General features: G+C 58.4%; 20 protein-coding genes. 15 read left to right on the forward strand and 5 right to left on the reverse strand.

What is annotated here, in order from left to right; translation table 11 throughout:
• Positions 1-318: 318 nt before the first annotated feature.
• The gene (locus tag HUTA_RS10380) at positions 319-546 is read left to right on the forward strand and encodes a hypothetical protein (protein WP_015789858.1); all 228 of its coding nucleotides are present in this window, start codon (positions 319-321) and stop codon (positions 544-546) included.
• A gap of 125 nt (positions 547-671) precedes the next feature.
• Here HUTA_RS10380 and thsB read toward each other — a convergent pair whose 3' ends face one another.
• Positions 672-2,339, reverse strand: a complete 1,668-nt coding sequence (gene thsB, locus HUTA_RS10385; RefSeq protein ID WP_015789859.1) for a thermosome subunit beta — start codon at positions 2,337-2,339, stop codon at positions 672-674.
• Positions 2,340-2,629: 290 nt separating this feature from the next.
• Between thsB and hisA the strand changes: the two genes are divergently transcribed.
• From hisA to HUTA_RS10410, 5 genes are all read left to right on the forward strand, one after another.
• Positions 2,630-3,352 (forward strand): 1-(5-phosphoribosyl)-5-[(5-phosphoribosylamino)methylideneamino]imidazole-4-carboxamide isomerase, encoded by a 723-nt coding sequence (gene hisA / locus HUTA_RS10390; protein ID WP_015789860.1) that lies wholly within the window; start codon positions 2,630-2,632, stop codon positions 3,350-3,352.
• Between the two features lie 65 nt (positions 3,353-3,417).
• The gene (locus tag HUTA_RS10395) at positions 3,418-4,605 is read left to right on the forward strand and encodes an MFS transporter (RefSeq protein ID WP_015789861.1); all 1,188 of its coding nucleotides are present in this window, start codon (positions 3,418-3,420) and stop codon (positions 4,603-4,605) included.
• A gap of 64 nt (positions 4,606-4,669) precedes the next feature.
• Positions 4,670-5,257, forward strand: coding sequence for an imidazoleglycerol-phosphate dehydratase HisB (hisB, locus tag HUTA_RS10400; RefSeq protein WP_015789862.1), 588 nt, complete (start codon positions 4,670-4,672; stop codon positions 5,255-5,257).
• Positions 5,254-5,778: an amino acid-binding protein gene (locus HUTA_RS10405; RefSeq protein ID WP_015789863.1), complete on the forward strand. Its 525-nt coding sequence runs from the start codon at positions 5,254-5,256 to the stop codon at positions 5,776-5,778. Before hisB ends, HUTA_RS10405 begins: the two co-directional genes overlap by 4 nt.
• A gap of 61 nt (positions 5,779-5,839) precedes the next feature.
• Positions 5,840-7,132: a hypothetical protein gene (locus HUTA_RS10410; RefSeq protein ID WP_015789864.1), complete on the forward strand. Its 1,293-nt coding sequence runs from the start codon at positions 5,840-5,842 to the stop codon at positions 7,130-7,132.
• Between the two features lie 26 nt (positions 7,133-7,158).
• Here the strand turns inward: HUTA_RS10410 and HUTA_RS15630 are convergent, their stop codons facing one another.
• Both HUTA_RS15630 and HUTA_RS10415 read right to left on the reverse strand, forming a co-directional pair.
• A complete protein-coding gene (locus HUTA_RS15630) occupies positions 7,159-7,332 on the reverse strand; it encodes a hypothetical protein (protein WP_015789865.1) in 174 nt (57 codons plus the stop codon).
• 43 nt (positions 7,333-7,375) lie between these two features.
• Complete coding sequence (locus tag HUTA_RS10415; protein WP_015789866.1) at positions 7,376-7,621, reverse strand: ferredoxin; 246 nt, start codon at positions 7,619-7,621, stop codon at positions 7,376-7,378.
• Between the two features lie 84 nt (positions 7,622-7,705).
• On the opposite strand from HUTA_RS10415, the gene HUTA_RS15925 reads away from it, so the two are divergent.
• A complete protein-coding gene (locus HUTA_RS15925) occupies positions 7,706-10,672 on the forward strand; it encodes a DEAD/DEAH box helicase (protein WP_015789867.1) in 2,967 nt (988 codons plus the stop codon).
• Entirely contained in the window at positions 10,672-11,208 is a 537-nt protein-coding gene (gene cgi121, locus HUTA_RS10425) for a KEOPS complex subunit Cgi121 (protein WP_015789868.1), read from the forward strand. Before HUTA_RS15925 ends, cgi121 begins: the two co-directional genes overlap by 1 nt.
• A gap of 151 nt (positions 11,209-11,359) precedes the next feature.
• Here the strand turns inward: cgi121 and HUTA_RS10430 are convergent, their stop codons facing one another.
• The gene (locus HUTA_RS10430) at positions 11,360-14,305 is read right to left on the reverse strand and encodes a LamG-like jellyroll fold domain-containing protein (RefSeq protein WP_015789869.1); all 2,946 of its coding nucleotides are present in this window, start codon (positions 14,303-14,305) and stop codon (positions 11,360-11,362) included.
• A 228-nt stretch (positions 14,306-14,533) separates the two neighbouring features.
• Between HUTA_RS10430 and HUTA_RS10435 the strand changes: the two genes are divergently transcribed.
• The 4 genes from HUTA_RS10435 to HUTA_RS10455 all read left to right on the forward strand — a co-directional run bounded on the left by HUTA_RS10435 (position 14,534) and on the right by HUTA_RS10455 (position 20,840).
• Positions 14,534-16,870 carry a hypothetical protein gene (locus HUTA_RS10435; protein WP_015789870.1) on the forward strand — a complete coding sequence of 779 codons (2,337 nt, stop codon included), beginning with the start codon at positions 14,534-14,536 and terminating at the stop codon, positions 16,868-16,870.
• A 354-nt stretch (positions 16,871-17,224) separates the two neighbouring features.
• Positions 17,225-18,247 (forward strand): DUF2304 family protein, encoded by a 1,023-nt coding sequence (locus HUTA_RS10445; protein ID WP_015789871.1) that lies wholly within the window; start codon positions 17,225-17,227, stop codon positions 18,245-18,247.
• 136 nt (positions 18,248-18,383) lie between these two features.
• Positions 18,384-19,496 carry a glycosyltransferase family 4 protein gene (locus tag HUTA_RS10450; RefSeq protein ID WP_015789872.1) on the forward strand — a complete coding sequence of 371 codons (1,113 nt, stop codon included), beginning with the start codon at positions 18,384-18,386 and terminating at the stop codon, positions 19,494-19,496.
• A gap of 54 nt (positions 19,497-19,550) precedes the next feature.
• Positions 19,551-20,840 carry a sulfatase gene (locus HUTA_RS10455; RefSeq protein ID WP_015789873.1) on the forward strand — a complete coding sequence of 430 codons (1,290 nt, stop codon included), beginning with the start codon at positions 19,551-19,553 and terminating at the stop codon, positions 20,838-20,840.
• A gap of 11 nt (positions 20,841-20,851) precedes the next feature.
• Here the strand turns inward: HUTA_RS10455 and HUTA_RS10460 are convergent, their stop codons facing one another.
• Positions 20,852-21,913: a glycosyltransferase family 4 protein gene (locus tag HUTA_RS10460; RefSeq protein ID WP_169304896.1), complete on the reverse strand. Its 1,062-nt coding sequence runs from the start codon at positions 21,911-21,913 to the stop codon at positions 20,852-20,854.
• A gap of 165 nt (positions 21,914-22,078) precedes the next feature.
• Here HUTA_RS10460 and HUTA_RS10465 point away from each other — a divergent pair, with 165 nt between their 5' ends.
• The 3 genes from HUTA_RS10465 (at position 22,079) to HUTA_RS15155 (ending at position 25,622) form a co-directional block, all read left to right on the forward strand.
• On the forward strand, positions 22,079-23,491 hold the full coding sequence (locus tag HUTA_RS10465) for an oligosaccharide flippase family protein (protein WP_015789875.1): 1,413 nt from the start codon (positions 22,079-22,081) through the stop codon (positions 23,489-23,491).
• Positions 23,492-23,611: 120 nt separating this feature from the next.
• Entirely contained in the window at positions 23,612-24,547 is a 936-nt protein-coding gene (locus HUTA_RS15150) for a glycosyltransferase family 2 protein (RefSeq protein WP_015789876.1), read from the forward strand.
• Positions 24,492-25,622, forward strand: a complete 1,131-nt coding sequence (locus tag HUTA_RS15155) for a glycosyltransferase family 4 protein (protein WP_079891707.1) — start codon at positions 24,492-24,494, stop codon at positions 25,620-25,622. The genes HUTA_RS15150 and HUTA_RS15155 overlap by 56 nt, the downstream gene beginning before the upstream one ends.
• Positions 25,623-25,650 lie beyond the last annotated feature (28 nt).

Below are 25,650 nucleotides of genomic sequence, written 5' to 3' on the forward strand. Positions count from 1 at the left end.
TCTCCCGGGAGTCGCTTCCGTTCGGCCAACCCCTAACTCGGAACCCATTCTCAGTAGTGCTGTTCGTTCAATATGTGTCGGCCCGTTCATAGAAATGGCGTACTATTTCTTCACAATACTATCACGAACGTATGCGCGCGCGTAAGAGCCAATCAATCCAGGAATCCAGTTTGGGAACTGACGAGGGCATGCAGCGTCGACTCGGCGATCGAAGATCCGTCTCAGCACACCGCAGATCGGGAGGGAAACGTTTTTTCAGCGGCGTCCAAGAGTGCTTAGTATGTCCGCTCGCCTGAACGCTGTTGGGAGGCCACACCAATGACGGACGAGCCATCGATGTTCATGGTGGAAATCTGTGATCGCCGGATGCAGTTTTTCTACATTTTCGCCTTTTCGCTGTTTTTCCTGTTATTGATGATTCCGTACCTGTTCGTGCTGGATCCGAACTCGGCGGTCTACGTCGTTTCGGCGATGAATGCGTTCGGCCTCGGGGTGTTTGCGCTCCTCAGTGGCGGTGCGATCTGGTATTGTAAGCGTTACTACTGAGTGTCCGTTTGTCGATCTTTGGGGGACGCGTTACTCTCCGCGGATACCTTCCTTCGACGGGTGTCGTCCGTTCGTCAAAAGAGCGAATCGAAGTCTGGTTTTGGCGAGTTGCAACCGGGCAGTTCCTACATCATGCCGCCCATGCCGCCCATGCCACCCATGCCGCCGCCCATACCGCCCATGCCGCCACCCTGGCCGTCGTCCTCGTCCTCGTAGTCTTCGCCCAGCGCGGTCGCCGAGATGATGTCGTCGATCTTGAGCACGAGGTTTGCGGCCTCGACCGCACTGCTCACTGCCTGGGATTTCGCGTGTGCGGGTTCGACGACGCCAGCCTCGAACGTATCGACGACATCGCCGTCGAAGACGTCAAGCCCCGCGTGACCGTCGCCGCTCTCGTGGGCCGAACGCAGTTCCACCAGCGTGTCGATGGAGTCGAGTCCGGCGTTCTCCGCGAGGACGCGCGGGATGAGATCGAAGGCGTCCGCGAACGCCTCGACGGCGAGTTGCTCGCGACCGCTGACGCCGTCAGCGTACTCCCGGAGTCGGTCGGCGAGTTCGACCTCGGTCGCGCCACCACCGGCCAGCACGCGGCCGTCGGTGATCGTCGCCGCGACGACGTCGAGTGCGTCGGTGATACCGCGTTCGAGCTCGTCGCTGACGTGCTCGGTCGAGCCCCGGATGACCAGTGTCACGCCGTGGTTGCCGTCGCTTTCGACAACGTACCACCCGTCTTCGGGGTCCCGCGAGATATCGCCCGTGGCGAGGTCCTCCGCCGACAGTGACTCGAAGTCCAGGTTCGAGTGGAGCTGGGTTCCGAGGACTTCGCTGAGGAACTCGAGGTCACTTCGCTTGATCTGGCTGATCGAGAGGATTCCTTCGCGCGCGAGCAGGTGCTGGGCCATCTCGTCGATGGACTTCTTCGAGAGCACGACGTCGACGCCGGCGTCGGCGACCGCCTGGACCTTCTCCCGGATCGCCTGTTCCTCCTGCTCGATGAACTCCTGGAGCTGGTCGGGGTCGTCGACGCTCAACTGCGCGTCGTTTTCCATCTCGTTGACGGTGAAGGGCGCATCCAGCAGCAGGATGTCGGCGTCCTCGGCCTCTTTCGGCATGTCCTCGTGGTCGGGATCCGTGTCGATGGTGCCACCACGGACGATCTGGGAGGCGTCGACGGGCCGTCCGGGCGCGGACTTGATGTCGACGAACTCCAGATCGACGACCGTCGAGCCGTCGTCGGCCTCGACGGCGACCGCCTGCGCCGTGTCGACGACCAGATCGGAGAGGAGGTCCAGATTGAGTTCCGCACCCTTGCCGGTCATGCTCGTCGCCGCGACGCTCTTGAGCATCTCCTCGTCGTCGGGCTCGACCGGGACCGCGATGTCGTCGATCTCTTCGCGGGCCCGCTTGGCTGCCATGTCGTACCCGCGGATGATCGAGGTCGGGTGAATATCCTGTTCGAGGAGGTCTTCGGCGTTTTTCAGGAGTTCGCCAGCAAGCGAGACGGCCGTGGTCGTGCCGTCGCCCGCCTCGTCCTCCTGGGTCTGGGCGACCTCGACGATCATCTTCGCCGTCGGGTTCTCGATGTCCATCTCGTCGAGGATCGTCACACCGTCGTTCGTGACGGTCACGTCCCCGATCGAGGAGACGAGCATCTTGTCCATCCCTTTCGGTCCGAGCGTCGAGCGGACCGACTCGGCGACCGCGCGGGCTGCCGAAATGTTGTGGCTCTGGGCGTCTTTGTCCTTGAGACGATCCGCATCGTCGCCGAGGACGATCATCGGCTGTCCCTGCATTCGCTGGCTCATAAGTCGATAGCATGTTTGTCTGTGGTTCTATATAAGCGTGCGGGTTTCGATCGACTCTCGGTTACCCGAGCACGAAATCTCTATCGTGGCGAAATCGGTGTCTCGCGCGGTAGAACCCATCTCTGCAGGAGTTAGCGCAATTGGTGGTCACCGTTCCCAGGATCCGATGGGGAGATACTTATATGCGATACGGGCGCAACGAGTGCCAGTTCGGCTACGACTCACGGTTCAGCCGCCGGACCGACACGCTTTACGCCTGCGCCAGTCGATCCAGGGACATGTTCCCTGACTTCGAGGTGATCCCGGCGGTTGACATGCAGGACGGGCAGGTCGTCCAGCTCGTCGGCGGCGAGCGTGGCACCGGAAAGACCTACGGCGACCCCGTCAATGCGGCCGAACGATGGGTCGAGGCGGGCGCGGAAACCCTGCACCTGATCGATCTCGACGGTGCCTTCGAGGGCGAACGTGCGAACGCCGACGCCATCGAGGCGATCCAAGCAACCGTCGATGTCGACCTCCAACTCGGCGGCGGGATTCGCACGGCCGAGGACGCCCGGGCCCTCCTCGATGCGGGCGTCGATCGCGTCATCCTCGGGACCGCCGCCGTCGAGGATCCCGAGATCGTCGCCGAGATCAGCGAGACCCATCCGGACAGCGTGCTCGTCAGCCTGGATGCCAGCGGCGGCGAGGTCGTCGTCTCGGGGTGGACCGAATCGACCGGTCTCGATCCGGCGAAAGCCGCCGGCAGGTACGCCGAGCTGGGCGCGGCGGGCATCCTCTTCACCGACGTCGACGTCGAGGGGCAACTGGGGGGCGTTCGGACAGCCCCCGTCGAACGCGTCGTCGAGGCCGTCGACATCCCCGTGATCGCCAGCGGCGGCGTGGCGACTGTCGATGACATCCGGGCCCTGGAAGCCACCGGCGCGGCGGCGGTCGTCGTCGGCAGCGCGCTCTACGAGGGGAAGTTCACACTCGAAGACGCGATCGCGGCCGTCGAATGAGTCGATAGCGGGCGTCGACTGGGCGACCGGTGGACTGAACACGGCCGCGAACCGACCTCTGAGGCGTGACAGACGACCCGCCAACCGCCCTCCGCCGTCAGTGGACCATCGTCATTCTGGGTGCGATTGTCCTCTCCGGGCTCGGCCTCCAGATGCGCGGGGCTGTCATCCCGGAACTCCACATCGATTTTGGGGTTAGCATGGGGCTGCTTGGACTGCTCAGTCCGGCCGGCACGCTTGGCTATGTCATCGCGATCTCGGCCGTCGGGGTGGTCGCGGGGCGACTCGACATCAAGCGATGGTACGTCCTCGGACTGGGGGTCATCGCGCTCACGATTGTCGGCCTTGGCTTCGCCTCGACGTTTTTGATCTTCCTGGGTGTGCTCGTGGTCCGCGGACTGGGTGACGGCGTCGTCCGCGGCCTCGATCGGCCGATCCTCAGCCACCTTTACCCCGACGGTCGGGGCCGGGCGTTCGGTATCTACGACCTGGCGTGGGCGGTCGGGTCGGCCGCGGGGCCGCTGGTGATGACCGCCGCGATCGCTATCGGCGACTGGCGGCTGGCCTATCTCGGACTCGGCATCGCGTTGCTCCCGCTGGTTGCGTTCGCCTGGCGACTCGACCTGCCCTTCGAACAGGGCCGTGAGGCCGTTCTGGATCGGGCGGCGCTGGCGAAACTCCTTCGGACACGGGAAATCTCGGCGATGGCACTGGCGATGTTTTTCCACACCGGGATCGAGGGCGCGCTGTTCATCTGGTTGCCGACCTTCGGGATCGAGGCCGCCGGGCTGAGCCAGCCGACATCGAACCTCCTGCTGTCGGCGTTCACCGTGGCGTACATCCCCGGTCGGTTGCTGTCTTCGGCCGTCGCGGATCGATTTGCGTACAGTCGGCTGTTGATCGCGATCCAGCTCGGCGTGTTGCCGCTGTTCTACGTCACCTTTTTCGTCGTTTCCGGGCTGGCAACGTTCCCGGCGGTGTTCGCCCTCGGCGTGTTCGTCTCGGGGGTGTATCCGCTTCTGGTCGCGTTCGGAACGGACGCCGCACCCGAGTACAGCGCGCCGGTCAACGCCATCGCGGCGACGGCCTCCTCGATCAGTTTCGCCCTCGTGCCGATGGTGATGGGCTTCGTCGCCGAGGCCGAAACCATCCGGCTCGCGATGTGGCTCCCGCTCGCGCTCGGGGTCGGCGTCCTGCCGACGATCTTGGCCGCCCAGCGATCGATCTCGATCCGGGACGGACTCACCGAATAGCACGACCGTCTCGATATCGCGGGAGTGAGGTAGACACTTAACCCATGCCGACGTGCAATCGGATATGACCGACCGGACCGCCGCAGTCACCCGCGAGACGGGCGAAACCGACATCGAGGTGACGCTCGATCTCGACGGCGACGGGGAGTCGACCATCGAGACGGGGATCGGCTTCTTCGACCACATGCTCGATGCGTTCGCCACGCACGGCCTGTTCGATCTGACCGTTCGATGTGACGGCGACCTCGCTGTCGACGACCACCACACCGTCGAGGACGTCGCGATCACGCTCGGCGAGGCCGTCACCGAGGCTTTGGGTGAGAAACGCGGGATCGACCGCTTCGCCGACCGGCGCGTCCCGCTGGACGAGGCCGTCGCGACCGTCGTCGTGGACGTGAGTGGCCGCCCTTACTTCGAGTTCGGGGGGGAATTCTCCCAGGCCACTGTCGGGGAGTTCACCAGTGTCATGGCGAAGCACTTCCTGCGCTCGCTCGCGATGAACGCCGGCCTCACCCTGCACGCGAGCGTCGAGGGCGAAAACGCCCACCACGAGGTCGAGGCGCTGTTCAAAGGGCTGGCCCGGGCACTCGACGACGCGACCCGGATCGACGACCGGCGCGCCGACGCTCCCTCGACGAAAGGGGAGTTATGACAGCCGACCAGTCCGCCTCCTTCGAAGCGATCATGGAAAAGTTCGAGGACAGCCCGAGCCAGCAGCGGGTCATCCGTCTGTTGCTCGAACGCGGCTTTTCCGTCAACGACGACGGTCGGGTCGTCTCCGGCGGGATCGAGATCCCGAACACGGGCATCGCCCGCGAGGTGGATGTCGACCGCCGGGTCGTCGACGCGACGACTGATGCCATCCTGGAGGACCCACAGTTGCGGCGGATCTTCCAGAACATCTCGGCGATCCCGAGCCTGATGGATCTCGCGCCGGTGCTGGATCTGGCGGTGATGACCGTCGCCGTCCGCGAGGCCGAGGAGTCCGGCATCGTCGCGACCGTGACCGAACTCCTCGCCGACCGGGACATCTCGATCCGGCAGGTCATCACCGAGGACCCGGAGTTCACCGACCAGCCACGGCTGTACGTCATCACTGACGACGCCGTGCCGGGCGACCTGCTCAACGAGATCCGCGAACTGGCGTTCGTCCACAAGATCGAATTGCAGTAGTCGAGCCGCTCCGCCAGCGCTGATCGACAAAGGTAGGTGGGAGCCACTGGATGGCCTTCATATGCAGGTAGACATCGGAAACGCACTCGCCGAGGTCGCCACGCCGGGGATTCCCCGTGAAGCGCTCGAACGACTCGACGATCGCGTCGCCGCGGCCCACGCCCGCATCGAGGAAGGCCGAGCGAACGACGAACACGGCTACGCGACGCTGAACCAGCCCGACAACGTCGACGTCGACGCGATCGAAGCGGCCGTCGAACCCTTCGCGGACTGTGAGACCCTCATCAACGTCGGGATCGGCGGCAGCGCGCTGGGCGCGGCGACGATCTCGGCCGCTCTCGACAGCGACGTTGAGGCCTACTATCTCGACAACGTCGACCCGAAGTGGGTCGCCGATCATCTCGACGACATTGACCTCTCGAAGACAGCACTCAACGTCGTCTCCAAATCCGGAATGACCGCCGAGACGCTGTCGAACTTCCTCGTCGTGCGCGAGGCGATGGAAGACGCAGGGGTCGACTGGACCGAACGAACCTGGGTCACGACCGGGCCGGAGGGCAACCTCCGGGATCTCGCCGAGAAACACGACCTGCCGTCGCTTCCCGTTCCTGACGGCGTTCCCGGTCGCTTTTCGGTACTCTCGACGGTCGGCCTCGCGGCAGCCGCACTGCAGGGTCACGACATCGAGGCGATCCTCGACGGTGCCCGTGACGCCGACGACGCGCTCGGCCCCTCGCTGTTCGACTCGCCCGCCTACGCTTACGGCGCGGTCAACTACGCGCTCGACCAGCGCGGTGCCGGCATCAACGTCCTGTTGCCCTACGCCGAATCCCTGGAAACCTACGCCGAATGGTACTCACAGCTGTGGGCCGAGAGCGTCGGCAAGGACGGCGTCGGCCAGACGCCCGTCCGGGCGCTTGGGGCGACCGACCAGCACTCCCAGCTCCAGCTCTACCGGGCCGGCCCCCACGACAAGATGGTCACGTTCATTCGACCCAAAGAGCGGGCGGACACGACGATTCCCGAGACAGACCTGGCGGGGCTCTCGTATCTCGGCGGGTCGACGCTGGGCGAGTTGATCGACGCCGAGTTCGAAGCGACGGAGGCCAGCCTCGCGAATGCGGGACTGCCGAACGTCCGCATCGAGATCGACCGCGTCGACGAGGCGGCGATCGGCGAGTTGCTGTACAGCATGGAGGCGGCGACGATCCTCGCGGGCGAACTCTACACCGTCGACGCGTTCGTCCAGCCGGCCGTCGAATGGAGCAAGAAAGCCACCCGCGGCCTGCTCGGCGGCGGCGACTTCGAGGAAGCCGACGAAGTGGCGGAAAAGACTGAACTCACGATCGAGTGAACGCGTTCAGGCCGCTGCAGACTCGATTATTCCGCTCGAAACGACTCGATCAGGTCGGATTTCGACTCGAACGCCCGATCGACCATCCGATCGAGGAGTTCATTTTTCGACACGCTGTGGCCCGTCTCGCGCTCGATTTCGGCCTGCAACTGTTCGAGCTTCTCGTTCGTCTCCGCGATGATTGGAACAGTCGGTGCCATACGAGTTGTCAGCGGACACGACAAAATATAGCTTTCTACAAACTCACGGCACCAACTGCTCGCCCTCGTCGTCGTAGACCGTGATCGCGTCGACCGGGCACGTCCGGGCGGCGAACTTCGCGTCGAGTTCCTCGTCCGCCGCCACGTCGAGTGTCACCATGCCGTCGTCCGTCTCCTCACCATCGACGAGCACGGCTTTCCCGGCGTCCTCGTCCCGTTCGAAGGCATCGTACTCGACGACACACTGGAACATCCCGATGCAAGTCTCCCGATCGAATTCAATGCGCATGGGCCTCTCTCGGGGCTGGCCATACATAAGACTCTCCGCCGACGAACGAACCCTTAAACCGGGGGCCGACCCAAAACATGCCCAATGGACGTTGCGGACATTCCGGGGGTACCCGCGTGGTTGCCCGAGCACCTGCAGGCGGAGGGCATCGAGGAGTTGTATCCACCACAGGCCGAGGCCGTCGAAGGTGGCGTCACCGACGGGGCGAACCTCGTCGCGAGCGTGCCCACGGCCAGCGGCAAGACACTCATCGCCGAACTCGCGATGTTCTCGGCGATCACCGACGGGGAAGGCGATGAGGCCGGCGACGACGAAGGTGTAGACCACGCGGCGGAAACTGACGGCACCGCGCTCTACATCGTGCCGCTCCGGGCGCTCGCCAGCGAGAAACGCACCGAGTTCGAACAGTTTGAGGCCTACGGCCTGGAGGTCGGCGTCTCGACAGGTAACTACGAGAGCGACGGCGGATGGCTCGGTGACAAGGATGTCGTGGTCGCCACCAGCGAGAAGGTCGATTCCCTCGTGCGAAACGATGCGCCATGGATCGACGACCTCGATTGCGTCGTGGCCGACGAGGTCCACCTCGTCGACGACGGCGAGCGCGGCCCGACCCTGGAGGTCACGCTCGCCAAACTTCGAAAGCGCAATCCGGATCTCCAGACGGTCGCGCTGTCGGCGACGATCGGCAACGCCGACGCGCTCGCCGAGTGGCTGGACGCCGAACTCGTCGACTCGACCTGGCGGCCCATCGACCTCAAAAAGGGCGTCCACTACGGGCAGGCGTTGCAATTTGAAGACGGCAGCCAGCAAGAACTCCGAGTCCACGATAATGAGAAGGCAACTGCTGCCATCCTCAGGGACACTTTATCTAGTGAAATTCAGGATCTAGCACAGGTACCCAAAAATAAGAGAAATCTGATAAAAGAAACTCTTGATGGAACTTTTGACCCCCAAGTGGAATATCAACAGTCAATAAAGGAAGAGATACAAAATCTGTGTATCGATCCTCTTCAATATGATATTGGTGAAGAGTTTGGAATATTTGGCATCGCGATAACGCACGATATTGGCTCTGCAGAAGATATTGCTGTTCGACTTTCGGAAGATACGACGGCTTTCGTCTCATCCTCTGAGAGAGACACACTCAACGAGGTTGCAAAAGAAGTCCAGGCCGCAGGCAATTCACGCTCTGTACAAAAGTTATCTGAACTAATTCCGACTGGGGTTGGATTCTATCACGGAAAATTACCGGAAAAGTGTCGTCGTCGAGTCAAAGAATTAGCTAACGACGGGTTGTTAAAATCTATAGTCTCGACCACTTCGCTTGATCTTGATAACGTTGATAACACCAACACATTCCATGAGGGTGGCTCTTTGCTTGTATTTGTCAACTCTCGGAAAAACGCCGAAGCCGCGGCTCGACGGCTCGCATCAACGACCGATCCCCTCCTTTCCGGCGACGAACGCGACCGTCTCGCCGAGATCGCGGCGGAGATCCGCGATGTCAGCGACACCGAGACCAGCGACGATCTGGCCGACGCTGTCGAGGGTGGCGCGGCCTTCCATCACGCCGGGCTCTCCCGGGAACACCGCTCGCTCGTCGAGGAGGCGTTCCAGGAGCGTCTCGTCAAAGTGATTTCGGCGACCCCGACCCTGGCGGCGGGCGTCAACACCCCCTCCCGGCGGGTCGTCGTCCGGGACTGGCGGCGCTACGACGGGACGGCGGGCGGGATGCAGCCCCTCTCGGTGCTGGAGGTCCATCAGATGATGGGGCGGGCGGGCCGACCCGGGCTGGACCCCTACGGCGAGGCGCTGCTGCTGGCGAGCAGCCACGACGAACTCGACGAACTGTTCGAGCGCTACGTCTGGGCCGACCCCGAACCGGTCCAGTCGAAACTCGCCGCCGAACCCGCGCTCCGGACGCACATCCTCTCGACGGTCGCCTCCGGGTTCGCCAACTCCCGGGCGGGCTTGCTCGACTTTTTGGAGGCCACGCTCTATGCCAGCCAGACGACCGAGGGCGGCCGCCTGGAGACGGTCGTCGACGAGGTGATCGCCTACCTCGAGGCCAACGACTTCCTCACGCGCGAAGACGATCCGGACGGCACCCTTCGGGCCACATCCATCGGCCAGACTGTCTCGCGACTCTACCTCGACCCGATGAGCGCGGCGGAGATGCTCGACGGCTTGCGCGAGTTCGAGCGGACGGCCGGGGAGCGATCGACTCGATCACCCCACGACGGGGAGCGGGACGACGAGCCGCCGGGCTTCGAGCCGGCCAGCGAACTGGTGTCGGACGCGGGCGACGACATCGGTGAGTCCGACGACACTGACGACACCCCCCAGCCGACCGCGATGGGGCTGTACCACCTCGTCTCCCGGACGCCGGACATGTACGAACTCTACCTCCGGTCGGGTGACGAGGAGGAGTACTCCATGGAAGCCTACGAGCGCGAAGCGGAGTTCCTCGGCGCGATGCCCAGCGAGTTCGAGGAGGGTCGCTTCGAGGACTGGCTGTCGGCGCTGAAGACCGCCCGACTCCTCGAAGACTGGGCCGACGAGGTCGAGGAGGGGACGATCACCGAGCGCTACGGCGTCGGGCCGGGCGACATCCGCGGGAAGGTCGAGACGGCGTCCTGGCTGCTCAACGCCGCCGAGCGACTCGCCGGTGAAGTTGGCCTGGACGTGACGCCGGCGATCAGGGAGGCTCGCGTGCGCGTCGAACACGGCGTCCGGGCGGAACTGGTCGACCTCGCGGGCGTCCGCGGCGTCGGTCGGAAACGTGCCCGCCGACTGTTCGCCGCCGGCATCGAGTCTCGCGAGGACCTCCGAGAGGCCGACAAGGCGGTCGTGTTAGGGGCGCTTCGTGGCCGGGAGAAGACCGCTGAAAACATCCTGACGAACGCCGGCCATCGCGACCCCTCGATGGATGGGGTAACGCCGGCGGCGGGGAGTGACGAACTCACAGCCGCGAACGGCGCTGGATCCGGAGACCGGGACGGTGCCGAAGACGAGCAACCGGCCGATCAGTCCAGCCTGGGTGATTTCTGATGGAGGTCCTCGAGGGCGAACTCCGGATCGACGACCTGGACGGCGTGCTGGAGCGACTCGACGCCATCGGGGACGAACACGGTGTGGCGGTTCAGGCGTTCGACGCGCGGTACGTCGCCGGTCGCGAACATCTCCGGCGGGCCTGTGCACTGGCTGATCGCGCACACGTGCGAGATGAGATGATCGCCCGTGATCCCGGCGTCGAGATCCTGCTGTATGCGGCGGGTCGCCGCCAGATTCAGGACGCCCTGGAGATGGGCGTTTCACCGGGCCAAACCCCCGCAGTCATCGTCTGTCATGCGGTGGGCGACCGACCGGGTGAGGCCGGGGCCGAGAGGGCGACCGAACGCGAACGCGCGGCCTGTGAGGTCATCGAGACGATGGCGTGTCTCGATCTGACGGCGACGCGCGAGGCCGCCGATCCCCAACTGATCGCCGAGTTCTTCGACATCACGGACGCTGAGCGGGCCGCGACCGACGCGACGCTTTCCGAGCTCGTGTGTGAACGCGTCGCGATGCTTGTCGTCGAGAAGTAGGGCAAGAGAGTCCGTTCGCCAGGGCTCGTCGTCGATCAGGGCGACCGCTTCGCCGACATCGACTGGACCGCTCCTCTCGACTATTGGCTCTCGTTCTTCCCCGAGCACGCCGTTCGTATCGGGCAGGTCAACGACGACAAGTCGGTGATTTTCACTGATCGTTCCGGGACTGTACTGCCTGGGCCGAAAGTTCCGTGTCGTTCAACGCACGCTCATAGAGCCGGATCTCGTCGATCGTCCCGTCGAACGTATGCGTCGGGTCACCACCTCCGCCGAACGTCAGTTGCCCACCCCAGGAGGGAGGCCCGACATCGACGGTGTCGGTCGCAACGGCCGCCCCGTCGACATACAGCGTTCGCTGGCTGCCGTCGTAGGTCGCGGCCACGTGCGTCCAGTTGCCGACCGGGACGGACCCACCACCCAGTGCCTTCGCGTCAGTTCCCGGCAGCCGGAAGGTAAGGCGTCCACTCTCCTCGACGTTGAGCACCAGTCCGCGTCCACTCCGCGCCAGGATGCGATAATCGTTCGCCTCGGTCGTGTCCAGCGCCTGGGGCTTGAGCCACATGCTTACCGTGAACTCCGGGGGCGACTCGACGGCCGCCCGGACCTGGCTGTCGTTCTCGCGGGTGAATTCGAGGGCAGTGCCGTTGACGCCGTTTTCGGCTACCGTCGCGTTCGATATGTCCCCCTGAATGCCGCCGACCCGGTCGTAGGCGACGGTTCCGTCGGTCGCATCGAAGGGCCAGTGGGCAAGCCCGTCTCTGGCGTGGCGTACCACTCTGGTCCCGTTCTCGACGGCGGAGGCAGCAACGTCGACCTGGTCGCCGGCGATCGAATACGATCCAGGGTACGGGACGGTCACCGCATACGTTCCGTAGGGGTTGGGTGCTGCGTTCCGCTCGTAGGTATGGGATTTCCCCGAAACGGTCGGACTCGTCTCGGCCGTGACGGTGTCACTGGTCCGGTCGATCCCGACGATCGTCGCTCCTTCGACCAGCTGAAACACCCGTTTCGGACCGCTCGTATGGACCAGACGATACTGGGCGAAACCCGGCGTGGAGTCCCCGGTTTCCAGCTGTCTTTCGACGGTCGGGCCGCTCGACCCATTCATCGGCCTGCTGTAGACGACGAACCCGTACCGGTCCCGCAGTCGCTCGTACCACGCGTCCGGAGTAGTCGACCCGAGGAACGACTCGAAATACTGTTGTTCGAACCAGTAGGAGTCCGCGTGGCCGTTCACGAAGTAATTGTAGATGCGCGTCGAACTCCACCCGGTGAAGACGCCGTTTTCGGGATACTCCAGGTTCCGTTCGTCGCTGTAGCCGTCGATCCACTGTGCCGTCTCGTAGGTATCCTCGGAAACGACGAGTTGACTTTGCTTGATGGGGAGCTGGACCATCCCGAGACTACCCACCAGCAGAAACAGCAGGAACAGCGACACCAGCTGCCCGCCCTCGGGTCGTTCGAAACGGGCGATCGGCGTTTTCTCGGTGAAGCTGGTGACTGGCCTGGCAAGGTCGACCCATGCGGCAGCTTTGACGAACCCGATGCCGCCAAAGATTGCCGTGAATATGGTCAGCGGCCCCCCGAACCGAACTTTCACGCCAGCCCAGAACAGGAAGTACACCGCATAGACCACGGGTGCCGTCCAGCGTGGGTCGTTGTTCTCGAAGACGTGCCACGCGCCGAGGACGATGAACGGCAACGCGAGAAACAGCACGAATCCGAAGAACAGGATCGGCTGGACGACCAGTCCGGATTCGGCACTGAACAGACCGGCTGACTCCGCGATCTGTTTCCCCCTGAACAACCCAACTGCTCGTTCGACGACGGCGTCCATTCCGGGTCCAACGAGGGCGAACCCGACCGTCCCAACTACCGAGAAGACGACACTACTTGCCACCGTCACTGTCGCTGACAACGATAGTGACCGACAGGCCTCGAAGTACCCGACTGCTCCCGCCCCGAGGACGAACACGGCTAGCGGCACGATCACCCGCGAGACCGGCAACCACCCGAACGCGAGATGCATTGTGCCGACGATCGTGCTGGCGACGCCGATTCCGCCGAGGTACGGCAGTGCCGCAACTGCCGGAGAACGCGACTGCCGGAACGCAACTGCCCCCCGAACGAACATCAGCAGACCGAAGGGGACCAACACCATCGGGGAACCGACCCAGCTCATCGTCTGGACCGCAAGCGTGCCCCCGAGTGCTGCTATGGCTACCCACAAGCGTCGCGACCGGAGTCGGTTCCGGATCGGGCCAGTGGCCATCCCGTCGGCCGAGCGTTCCCACCAGACGACGAGCAGCACTGTCAGCGCGATCCAGACGTAATCGAAGGCGTGATGATCGCCGAACCCGAGTGCCATCCGGTATCCGTTGATGGGCGTCACCGCGAGCATGAGCACACTCGCAAGCGCGATCCGAATGTCGTCCGTCAGGAGCTTCGTCGTCGCGTAGACGAACAGCCCAGTCACGACGGCAGCGACGACCGGATAGATCGCGAGCGTAACGCGAGCCGCCGCCGGGGTCCCACCGAACAGCTCTGACACCCACCAGAGCGTCACGAGCATCATCGTATCACCCGTGAGGCGGACGCCCTCCGGAATCGAGCCGAGCGCACCTGGATCGAATGCCGGGAACGCCTGGAGCTGTTCGACCCAGTACAGTCGCTTGTACGGGTCGTTCCCCAGCAGCGTGATCACCTCCCGGAAAACTCCCTGGTAGACGAAGACCACACGGAATGCGACGAGTAGCGAGAGGGCGCCGAGCAAGGCCAGCACCGTTTCCCGCGGGACATCGAGTGTAACATTGACGTCCGGGATCCTGGACGACTGTTCGGACTCGGCCGCGGAATCGACGTCGTGGTCGAGTGCGGCCCGCACCGCGTCAGGGTTGGCGAGGCGATAGCCCCCGTCGTCGTGTTCGACCGCGATCCCCCGGGACACGCATTCACCGAACGCGCCTGAATCGAGCGGGATGTCGTCGAACTCCCACGGGCCGCGGGCGTCGATTGTGAGGAGTGCCTCGAGTTCGGCTTCCAGCTCTGGATTGGCTTCGAGGAACGACTCGACCTCGTCGCGGCCCGTTTCCATGTGGGCTCCCAGCATTGGGACTCTCATTAACGTTCTGTCCCACCGCCGAGAGTGTCCAGTTACTGTTCGTTGACAGTCCACCGCTAGACATGTAGTTTAATCACCGCCATCGCCAAGAAACGCGTTACTGCGACCACACAGTTTTGCTCAAACGAATTTTCGTTATCGTTATGTGAACCGAATATATTTAGTAGGTGCCGTGATGTCTGGTTACCAGATAGCTTACCCATGGGTGGGAAATTATCAAACGGTGACGTTTCGGACGCACAGCAACCAGCCGACTCGGGCGCGTACGTTGTCGAAGACGAAGACGGAAATCGGCGCGTCGTTCAGGATCCAACGGCCGAATCGACCGGGAGTGACCGCGAGGCGACAACTGCCGACTTCCAGACTGCGGCCACCGGGAGCGTTGCGGTGCTCGTCTCTGGACCGAGACAGCACAGCGCTGGACCACTTCCCTCGAGTGTGAACGCGACGATATGGGCCGGCGCGTACGACGATAGTAGCGAAGTTCCGGTCGGAATTGCCGACGAGCAACTGGACATTACCGTCACGCGTCCCGACGGGACGACGGAGTCTTTCATCGCGCAGACCGACAAACACGGGAGTGCATCGGTCGACTACGATCTTTCGGCGTCTAATCGCGGAGACGGAAGCTACGACGTGACAGTTACCGACAGCAACGAGACAAGTACGTCGATAACGGTCGAGGTAGGAACGATTGAGGTTATGGCCACGACAGATGGGGTGAGTAATGGCGTTTTCGTCGGTAAAGAGACGACCTTCGCGTTTCTGGTACATGAGGCTGCTACGGGCGTTCAGGACGTCGAACTCACGCTCCGCGTGACACGCAACGGTAATGCGGTGAAAGAATCGACAGTCCTGACCGACGCGGATGGATTCGCACAGATCTCATTTACGCCCGATGAAAAGGGGATGTATCAGATTAAAGCGATTCGAAACGGGTTCACAGTCGAATCTACAACCGTTAATGTGGTTGAGTATATTGGGGGAGGGTATTTCGATCTCAGACAAGCGCTCGTCGGCTCTACCTCCACATATGGTGGATACGTGTATACTTCGAATGGACACGTGTCAAATTTTGACATTGTAATGTCAATATATGCTGGCGACGTGGCCGAAGAGAATCTCCTCACCGAGCAGACAGTCACGACGAACAACGGCGGGTTTTTTACAGTAGATTACGATGTGCCTTCCGATATCGGTGCCCACAATCTCGAAGCGAGAGCGGAAACAGACGATGGCGAACCAATTTCGCTTGAGTTCGATTATATCAGATTGAACGAATCGTCTGAGGGCGGCGGTGGTGACCCGGATCCGGTTCAACTATCTGGCAGTAAGGCGGACTGGGGAGACAAAGTTCCGGGCGAAACAGTTACAATTGATATTGAAGCTATAGACGATGGAACAGCAATCTCGGAAGAACCAATCGACGTATTTCTCAGATACGACTATCAGGGACCTCCTGCCTTTTCGACGACTGTCACGACGGGCAATGACGGGACTACCTCTGTGAATATTCCTCTTCCTGAGAACGCCCCTGATGCGTCCCAATTGCAAGGCAGCGTCGGCATGACATATAATGGGACGACATATACCGACTCTATTTGGGCGAATATTCAACGATACGACATTAGTTTCAATTACCCAGATGTAGTCCCGGGAACGACAGAACCCTATAGGATTAATGTCACTAACAACGCGACCGGAGATGCGGTCGAAGGAATCGAGTACTACTTCGATGCGGTTTATCAAAGTGGACAATGCGGATCCTTCGAGACGGGGAAATTAGTATCTGGGAGCGATGGAACTGACGAAATGTCCGTGCAAGTGCCCGAAGACGTGGAATTTTGGTCTGGCGTCACTGATATAACTCAGTATGATAGCGGGACTGGGGGGCCAATTACATTTTCGGAAGGGCCAGGGACAGTATCCACAGATGACACTATCGTGGCCGGGCGAACGGCTGAATTCACCTTCAGTGTTCCCGAGGATGTGTCACTGTCGGGGATCGCCTTCTCGGAGGGGCCATACCAGACAACAAAGACATTCGGAACGCTGATCGATGGTTCGGGCACCTTCTCTTTGACAATCCCGTCGGAGTTCCCTGAAGGCGAGACTTTCGAACTTCGGGTTTGGGCTGTCGATGAACAAGGAAATATCTACGAAGATGAAAATTGGTTCGAGATCGACGATGGGGGCTCTCTCCCGATCGCTCTCGAAGCCAGCGCCGAGAAGAACGTTCCCGTCGGCGGGCAGGCCCAACTCTCCCTCTCGGCACAGAAAGTCGATCTTCTCTCGATTGAGAAGCTCTGGTCCGATTGGAATCTCGTAAACTCCGCCACCGGTGGGACCGTCGCTGATGATATCACCAACGCTGGGAGGGTAGATATCGACTACAGTTCCGTCCAGAACTCGGCGTCGCCCTCGTTGACGCTCTCGCTTCCCGAGCGATACGTGGGTGGGAAATACAGCCTGCTCGTCTCGGGAACGGACCCGGACGGGAAAACTGTCGACACGACGGCCACGCTCACGATCGAGTGACGGTCCGCTCGACGCGATCGAGGTCGTGACGATCCGCCACACTCATTCGTGCACACGGAATAACCACTCTCGAAGCCGCTTCGCGTCGTTCTCGGTGTTTTCGTGCGCTCCGCCACTCGGAACGCCACAGCAGGTTCTCGTTCGATATCCACCACCAATACAACTGATCGATCATTTCTCCGCTCAGTATTGTCAATAAAGATTACTGATTGGCCATACGTCCTGTCCTATATATACTATCAATACAACTGGTCAATCATGTTGGATCAAAAGAATTATACGGTTGCCTTACCCACCCCTACATGACTTGCCATCCCCGACTATTGAATCGATCACGACGGAGGACAAACACCTATGATCTCCCCAACACAAGTGTTGTTCCTCGGTGCGGCACTGTCGGTACTGTTGTGGGGGTTGGAGCGCTATCGGACGCGGTTCGTCAAGACTGACCTGTTCATCGCTGTCGTCGTCTCGTCCGGTCTGGCAGCCTTCGTGGTCGCGCCGGGCATCTTCTACACTGTCGGGGGGCTGTTGAACATCCAGAAGCGATTCGTCGTCGCCTCGTTGATTGCCAACGTCGTCTTCATCGTCCTGTTCATGTACGTCATCAATCGGATCCGGGATCTGCGAGGGGATCTGACCAGGCTCAATCGACAACTCTCGGTCGCACAGGCCCCTCAGGCCGACGGCGGTGTCGAACAGATCTCCGTCGTCATCCCCGCGTACAACGAGGCCGACACCATCGGCTCCGTCGTTCGGTCACTTCCCGAGCAGACTCACGGGTACGACGTCGAGCCAATCGTGGTCTGTGATGGCTCCGCGGACGACACCGCCCACCAGGCCCGGACCAACGGGGCGATGGTGGTCAAACACCACGTCAACCAGGGCCAGGGCGGCGCGCTCAAGACCGGGTTCGAAGTCGCGATCGAGAACGACGCCGCCATCGTCGTCACGATGGACGCCGACGGCCAGCATCCCGCCGAGGAACTCGAAACCCTGATCGAACCCATCGTCCAGGATCGCGCGGATTACGTCATGGGATCGCGATACCTCGGCGTCGACCAGTCCGGCAACGGCACCGTTCGTGAGGCCGGCATTCAGTTCTTCACCCGCGCTATCAACGTCCTGACGAAGTCCTCGATCACCGACTGTACCAACGGCTACCGCGCCATCCGCGGGACGATGCTCGAGGATCTGACGCTGACTGAAGAACGCTTCAGCGCCCCCGAACTCATCATCGAAGCCCGCAAACAGGGCCTCCGGATCGAGGAAATCCCCGTTACGATCGAGGAACGTGACGCCGGCGAGAGCAAGAAACCACAGCTCGGGTACGCGTTTGGCCTCTCGCGAACGATTTTCATGACGTGGATACGGTGAGTGGATTCTGGAATGATTTCTAAGGCGTTGGCTGTCTTGTCTCTCTTATCCACACCGGTTCGTCAGCCCCAAGTGAAGGGCCCGAGGAGAGGGTGCTGGTGACACAACACTTGAACCGCGGGTCACTGAACGAACGATGAACGTACTGATCGTCAACAAACGAGCGCCGTTCGAGGGTCGCGGTGCCGAGCAGGTTATCTGGGAGATCGGCAAGCGGTTTGCCCAAGCAGGCCATCAGGTCCGTTTTTTCTGTCCCGATCCGACTTCGGACGCCGAACCGCCTGACTTCGACGGCATCGACTTCTCGTTCGTCGCGACCGCAGACGATCCGACACGTTCGATGATCGAATTGTTCGCCCGTGGCCCACGTCACTACCCTGGCGTGTATCGATCTTTCGAACCTGACGTCGTCTATGACAACCCGTCGCCGTTTCCCTTTCACCTTGCTCACTTCTATGGCTCAGTGCCTGTGATCAGCAAAGTCCATGCAGTGTATCGTCGTCTCGCGTTCGACTGCAAGGATCATCCGCTTGTCCAGGTTGGAACCGTCATCGGTGAGGAAACGTATCGGCTGTTCAGTGGCGAGACGTTCGTCACGAACTCAGCGTCGACCGCTGAGCGATTGGAACCGCTGCTTGATACGGACAGTAACCGCTTGATCGAGAATCCGATCGGGATTGACGCGGACGAGTTTGAGTATCACGTGCCCGACGAACCCACGGAAGTTGTAACGGTCTCGAAGCTCTCACCACGCAAGCGGGTGGGTGATCTTCTCCGCGCATGGCGTCACGTCGAGCGGCAGACCGAGACGGTGTCGCTCACAGTAGCGGGTAGCGGGCCTCTGGAGGATGAACTTCACGAACTGGCAGGGGATCTGGGTCTGGATCGTGTTAACTTTCCGGGGTACGTGAGTGAATCTCACAAGAAGGGCCTCTTGCGAGATGCCAGTATATACGTCACGCCGACGATTTACGAAGGATTCGGTATCTCGCCGCTGGAAGCGATGGCGAGCGGGTGCGCTGTCGTCTCCAGTGATACTTGGGGGGTGAAGGACTATATCGAGGATGGAGTGAACGGTCGTCTTGTTCCGACCAGATCACCGCACCAGGTGGCCACTGCAGTGACCGATCTACTGGAAAACGACGAACGACGGTGTTCCGTCGCTGAACATGGAAGGGCGACTGCCAAGGTATATTCCATGGATAAGAGTCTGGATCGTGAGGTAACCGTCTTGGAGAATTCCGTTTGAGAGACATTCATCAGTTTCATACGTCTCGTTGACTGTACTTCTATTCGATTAGAGATGAAAAATGTTGTATTACTCACAATAGATGCCCTTCGCGCGGATCATCTCTCCTGTTATGGGTATGATCGGACCACCACCCCATTTTTAGACAGCTTTGCTGAACAGTCTATATTGTTCGAAAACACCTATTCTACGAGCTCTCACACCAGGGAGGCGATGGCATCGTTGCTTTCAGGCACCTATCCTGACGAGGCAATCGAAGACGATTATTCGATCTCCGCAGAGACCGTGGCCAGCCATCTTGCTGACACACATTTGTGTGGTGGATTTCACTCGAACCCGTATCTCTCACGAGCCTTCGGATACGACCGAGATTTTGAGGCTTTCGACGATGATCTTCGACTGGGACAAAATCGAATTCTTGGACTCATTCAACGTGCTCTCGATAAGTTTGTTTTCAACAGGGGGTCGTATCATGCACGGGCTTCAGAAATCAACGAACGATCACTGAACTGGTTGGATTCGATTCAGGACGAAGAGCCGTATTTTCTCTGGAATCATTATATGGACGTACACGGCCCCTATAATCCACCGACAGACTATAACACGTGGTCGGATCCCATCTCTGACAGCGACGCTCAACAGTTATATGACGCTCTCTCCGGCGGTGAAGCCGTTTCTGAGGATGACGTAGGCAGAGCCCTGAATCTCTACGATGGTGAAATATTGTATACAGATGCCCTCATTGAAGAGTTCATTACCGAACTAGACCGGAGAGATCATCTCGAGGATACGTTGGTACTGATCACTGCAGACCACGGGGATCTGTTCGGCGAATACGATTCGTTCGCCCATCCTCGGTACGTATATCCCGAGCTAACACGGGTGCCGCTGTTGGTGCGGACGCCGGAGACACAGACTGGGCGCGTCCAGGGGGCCTGTTCGACGGTTGACATTCTTCCGACGATACTCGACTGGATTGGTCAGTCAAACGAACAGCTCGCGGGTCGATCTCTCTTCGACGATGTCGAATCGGATCGGGTTGTCTACAGTACTGCGAGAGGGGAAGATGACAACCAGCACTGTCGCCGGATCGCTGCAAACCAGCGTGGCCATTCGCATCTGCTGGAATATGACACGCAGAGGGAGACCATCCAGCACGAACGACGCATCGTGAGTAACCCGGAACAATCGTCTGCAAACAACTGCGACATTGATTGGGGCATGTTGCGGGATAACGCACGTTCGTTCGGTCAGGTCCATGCAGAGTCGAAATCCGCTCCGGGGAGTGGGGCGGAAGTTGAGGAAGAAATAGAACGACGTCTCGACGCCCTCGGTTACAAGTAATATCGCAAAATTCAATCCGATTGCAACACTGCAGTGACCTGCTCGCCCAACAACTCACAGTCACCTTCTGGGACCAACCTTCCGGGGGGTACTTCTACTGTTTCTGGATGAGCCCCGGCGTCAAACGCCACGACGGGTAACTCCATTTGTTGGGCTTCGAGGACCGTGAGATTACACCCTTCCCAGAGGCTTGCTGTGACGTAGACGTCTGCCTGCGCATAGTAGGACGTCAGATACTTCTCTTCTACATATCCGGCAAATCGAACGTTTTCACCGGCTTGTGCTTTGATTTGCTCGTAGTACCTGTTCTGCGTTGGCTTTCCAACTAGGACGAGATATGGTTTTGTTCCTTCCGTGTCGATCGCGCTCTTCTGTGCCTCTAACAAGCAGCTGACGTTCTTGTGCTTTGTAATGCGGCCGACAAACAGAATCACCGGTGCAGTCGCCGGGATATTATGATAGGAACGGATGTCACGGAGATCGAGTTCGTACTCGTGGATGAAACTAGATGGTGAATTGTAGATGATCGCAGTCGGTCGTGGCCCCCACTCTTCACGTAACTCGTCGGCAACGAACTCACTGATCGCTATTACCGCCGAGGCTGGCCGTGCCGTCACAGCCTGTAACCGCCGCATGAGCTTACTGTACACCTTGGCGACCAGATTATCGTACAACTCCGGCGGGGCGACACCGTGATCGTAATACACGTAGGTCGGTCCCAGCCATGCTCCGAGCGTACAGGCAACGTTAAACGGATACTTGTGAGAAATGATCGTGTCGTAGTTTCGCAGACGCACAGCCAGCGTCAATACTGGGAGTACGAGGAGCGGCCAGAGAACCCGATACAGCCGATTCAGGTGGTCGTTCTCGGGAGCGTAGAGTTCGATCACATCGTATGTTTCCGGTGCAAGGTCCGATTCGAAACTATACACCGTCACTTCGGATCCGTTTTCGGAGAGGACCTCCGCCTGCCGGCGCATGACTTTTGCGACTCCATTGTGTCCCGAAAAGGTAATTGAGAGTAACGCGATATGATCTCCTTCAACGTATTCCAAAATCTCACTCTCGGCCATCATGTTCCTTTTAGCCCAGACGTACATATGCGCGGTGATTGTGACAGGCTGACACAATGATGGATGTTCGCAATCCGAAGAATACTAATACATTTGTGTCGGTCATCCATAGAGGGCGACAGTCTTGACGATAACGTCGGTTTCCACGGGCCCGGGCGAGGAAGCATGAACATCGGCAAATCCAGTCTCAAACTATTCGCTGCCAACGCAACGGGTGCTCTGTCGAATTTCACCGGCGTCGTCGTTTTCAACCGGATCCTTGGCGGCTCGCTCGTCGGTTCGTTTTTCCTGTTCGAAGCCGTTCTCGGGTTACTCTCGATCCCGTCGAATTTCGGCATTCGCGATGGTGTCGAAAAGCGGATCAGTGAAGGAACGGATCAGGGTTCGTATTTATCGGCTGCATTACTGCTCAAATTCATTCCACTGGTCGGCATTGCCAGTCTCGTCGTGGTGTTCCGAGGGTATCTGAACGACTATATTGGGCAAGATTTCGCCCTCATGCTCGTCGGAGTGCTGTTTCTTCGGGAGTATGCACAACTGTCTTTGAGTGTGCTTCGCGCCGAACTCCGGGTCGGTGAAACAGCCGCGCTCAAAATGGTCCGACAGGTCTCCTGGCTCCTCATCGGGGTTGGGTTCCTGTACTTGGATTTCGGAGTCGAAAGTCTGGTTGGGGGGCTGGCGGTCGGCTACGGGCTCATGTTTGTCGGTGGTTGGTACCGAGTATCGACGAGGCCCGCCCGCCCATCACTCTCTCACGCTCGCTCGCTGTTCGATTACAGCAAGTTTAGCTTCGTCTCCTCCGTCGGCGGGTATTTCTACAGCTGGATGGATATCGTCATCATTGGCTTGTTCCTGACACAAGCGCACGTCAACGCATACGAAGTGTCCTGGCGTGTCACGATGGTCGTTATGTTGTTCAGTCGTGCTCTGGCGACGACGATATTCCCACAGGTGAGTCGGTGGGACACCGAGGAGGCTATCGAACGGATCGAGAATTTACTGCCGACCGTGCTCCTGTATTCGCTACTGTTCGTCGTGCCCGCTTTCTTCGGGGTTCTCGTGCTATCGGATGAGATCTTACAATTGGTGTTTCAGATCGAACTTCCGGGCGTCGGGATCGTCCTCGTGGTTCTCATGGGTGAGAAGATACTGCAGGCGATTCACGTCGTCATCGGTCGGTCGTTACAGGCGATCGACCGGCCGGACCTTGCCGCCCTGGCAACGCTCGCGACGATCAGCGTAAATCTGGTGTTGAATGTCGTCCTCGTCTGGCAGTTCGGTCTCGTTGGCGCAGCCGTTGCGACCACTGTTTCGTTCCTTGTGAACACTGCCTTGCACTGGCATTACCTTCGGCAATTTCTCAGAATCAAAATACCCTTCTGGCAACTTGGGTGGATTATTGCCTCATCAGCAGGAATGGGCATAGTGCTTATGATCCTCAAATCATCACTAAATATATCTTCAATTTCTTGGTTATTTGCGGTCATCGCAGCAGGTGTTTTGGTATATTTGGGAATCGTTTTAGTATCCCCATCGATACGAAATGACCTTTTTCAGAAATTCCTATCCCTTTCTTAACCGTTTACCAATCCAATTATATGAATTAATGCTATTGTGAGTAATAGATATATCATTCACCCTCTACTGGTTACTTAAATACGGAAGCTTTTTTGCGCCCCATCCAATGATATTTGATAAATGACAACGAATAATGGATCCTCCACTTCTCCTTTGACTGCTGTCGTCTTAATCAACTGGAATAATTTTGAAGATACTTCAGAGTGCTTAGACTCATTACAAAAATCAACGTACGAAAACATTCAAATCATTGTAGTAGACAACGGATCAACTGATAACTCTCTTAGTCGTTTACAGTCTAAATTTGAAAATGTGAAATATGTATCTCTTGATGAGAATGAGGGCTTCCCAGCAGCAAATAATGCTGGTATTGAATTTGCTTTGGAAAATGGAGCAGAATATGTATTTCTGCTGAATAACGACACCATCGTACCAGAAGAAGACGATGTTCTAAAGAATTTAGTGACATATATGGAAACTAATGAGCAGGTTGGAATAGTTTCACCACTTGTAACGTACTATCCAGAAACACATTTGGTGTGGTTCTCTGAAGGATCTATTGATTGGATTACTGGAAAAATCCAGCATACTAATATGGGAAAATCAAAACAATCATGTAACTTACAGATGTATATTTGTAATGATTGTATTCCCGGCTGTGCCATGATGATACGGAGCGAACTATTCGATAGAGTCGGCCTTTTAGATCCTTCATATTTCTTAAGGTTTAGCGATACCGAGTTTTCACTTAGGGCACTCAATAGTGGATACGATTTAGTCACAGATACATCGGTAGAAATATTCCACAAAGCGTCCAGCAGTAGCGGTTCGAAGTTTGATCTTTCGTATTACCAGAGCCGAAATAGGTGGCATCTTATCCGTGACTATTTCCCAAAAATATCTTTGTTATTTTATTTTTGGTGGCTGATTAAAGCAACAGCGAATAGGGGACTCCACCGGGATTTTAGTGCAATTACCGATCTATTTTGGGGGGCAAAAGATGGAATACTTGGAAGGAAGGGGAAAGTTGTCCCTCCAAGCAATCGGATTGAGTAATATGAAAGTTGGGTTTCTTACAGACGGTCAGACTGGTGGCGGGATTCCTAATTTCGCTAAAGAGCTTTCGGAGAGTATTTCACAATTTGAAGCAGTTGATCTAAAACCGATCTCTCCGTCAGGGCCGAATATTGAAATTCCGATATTCACCTCATACGTGCTCACTCCCCGCAAAATAAGAAAAACACTTCGAAATGTAGACGAAGATGTTGATATTCTTCATCTGCCTTCTCAGTTTGATGCTGCAGCATTAATCGGATATGACTTGCCTGTACCAGTCATCGTGACGGTTCATGATCTCATCCCAGTTGTGACAAATTACGGGAATATGTTTTTGTCCCACTATACCGAACGTGTATTGCGAGGACTAGAATCTGCCGACTCAATCGTATCCATCTCCAATCACACAAAAATGGACATATTAGATTCTACAAATATATCTGAAGAGACGGTACATACAATCTATCCATCAATTGATAAAGATAAGTATACCAAAGCTGCACCACTTGATGCACTCGCTGAATTCGAAATAGAACGTCCATACTTATTATATGTTGGAACTCAGGCTCCTCGGAAAAATCTTGAAGTCATTTTCAGAGCTCTAGATCGTCTACCCGATGAATTTTCGGTAGTACTAGCTGGTTCTCCTGGTAATCCAATCCAGAAATTCAGAATCAAGAGGCAAATCAAGCGGTATGGGGTAGTAGAGAAGGTAAAATTGACTGGACATGTATCAATCGAAATGCTTTCGCGACTTTATCAATCTGCATTTGCCTTTACGTTTCCTTCGAAGTACGAAGGATTTGGACGTCCTCCATTGGAAGCCATGAGTGTTGGGACACCGGTCATTTGCGCAAACACAACGTCTATTCCGGAAGTTGTTGGTGACGCCGCTATTCTTTGTGATCCTGATGATGAACATGAGTGGATCGAAGCTGTTCGGTCATTGTTCGCGAACAAGGCCGAATACGACAATCTATCTGAGGCTGGCCGCCGTCAAGCTAAGAGTTTTTCCTGGGAGCAAACAGCTCAAAAAACTATTGAACTCTACGATGAGATCGTTGAAGGTTACTAATTCAAATAATCTCAACACTCTCTTCAAC

Source organism: Halorhabdus utahensis DSM 12940, assembly GCF_000023945.1.
Taxonomy (GTDB): Archaea; Halobacteriota; Halobacteria; order Halobacteriales; family Haloarculaceae; genus Halorhabdus; species Halorhabdus utahensis.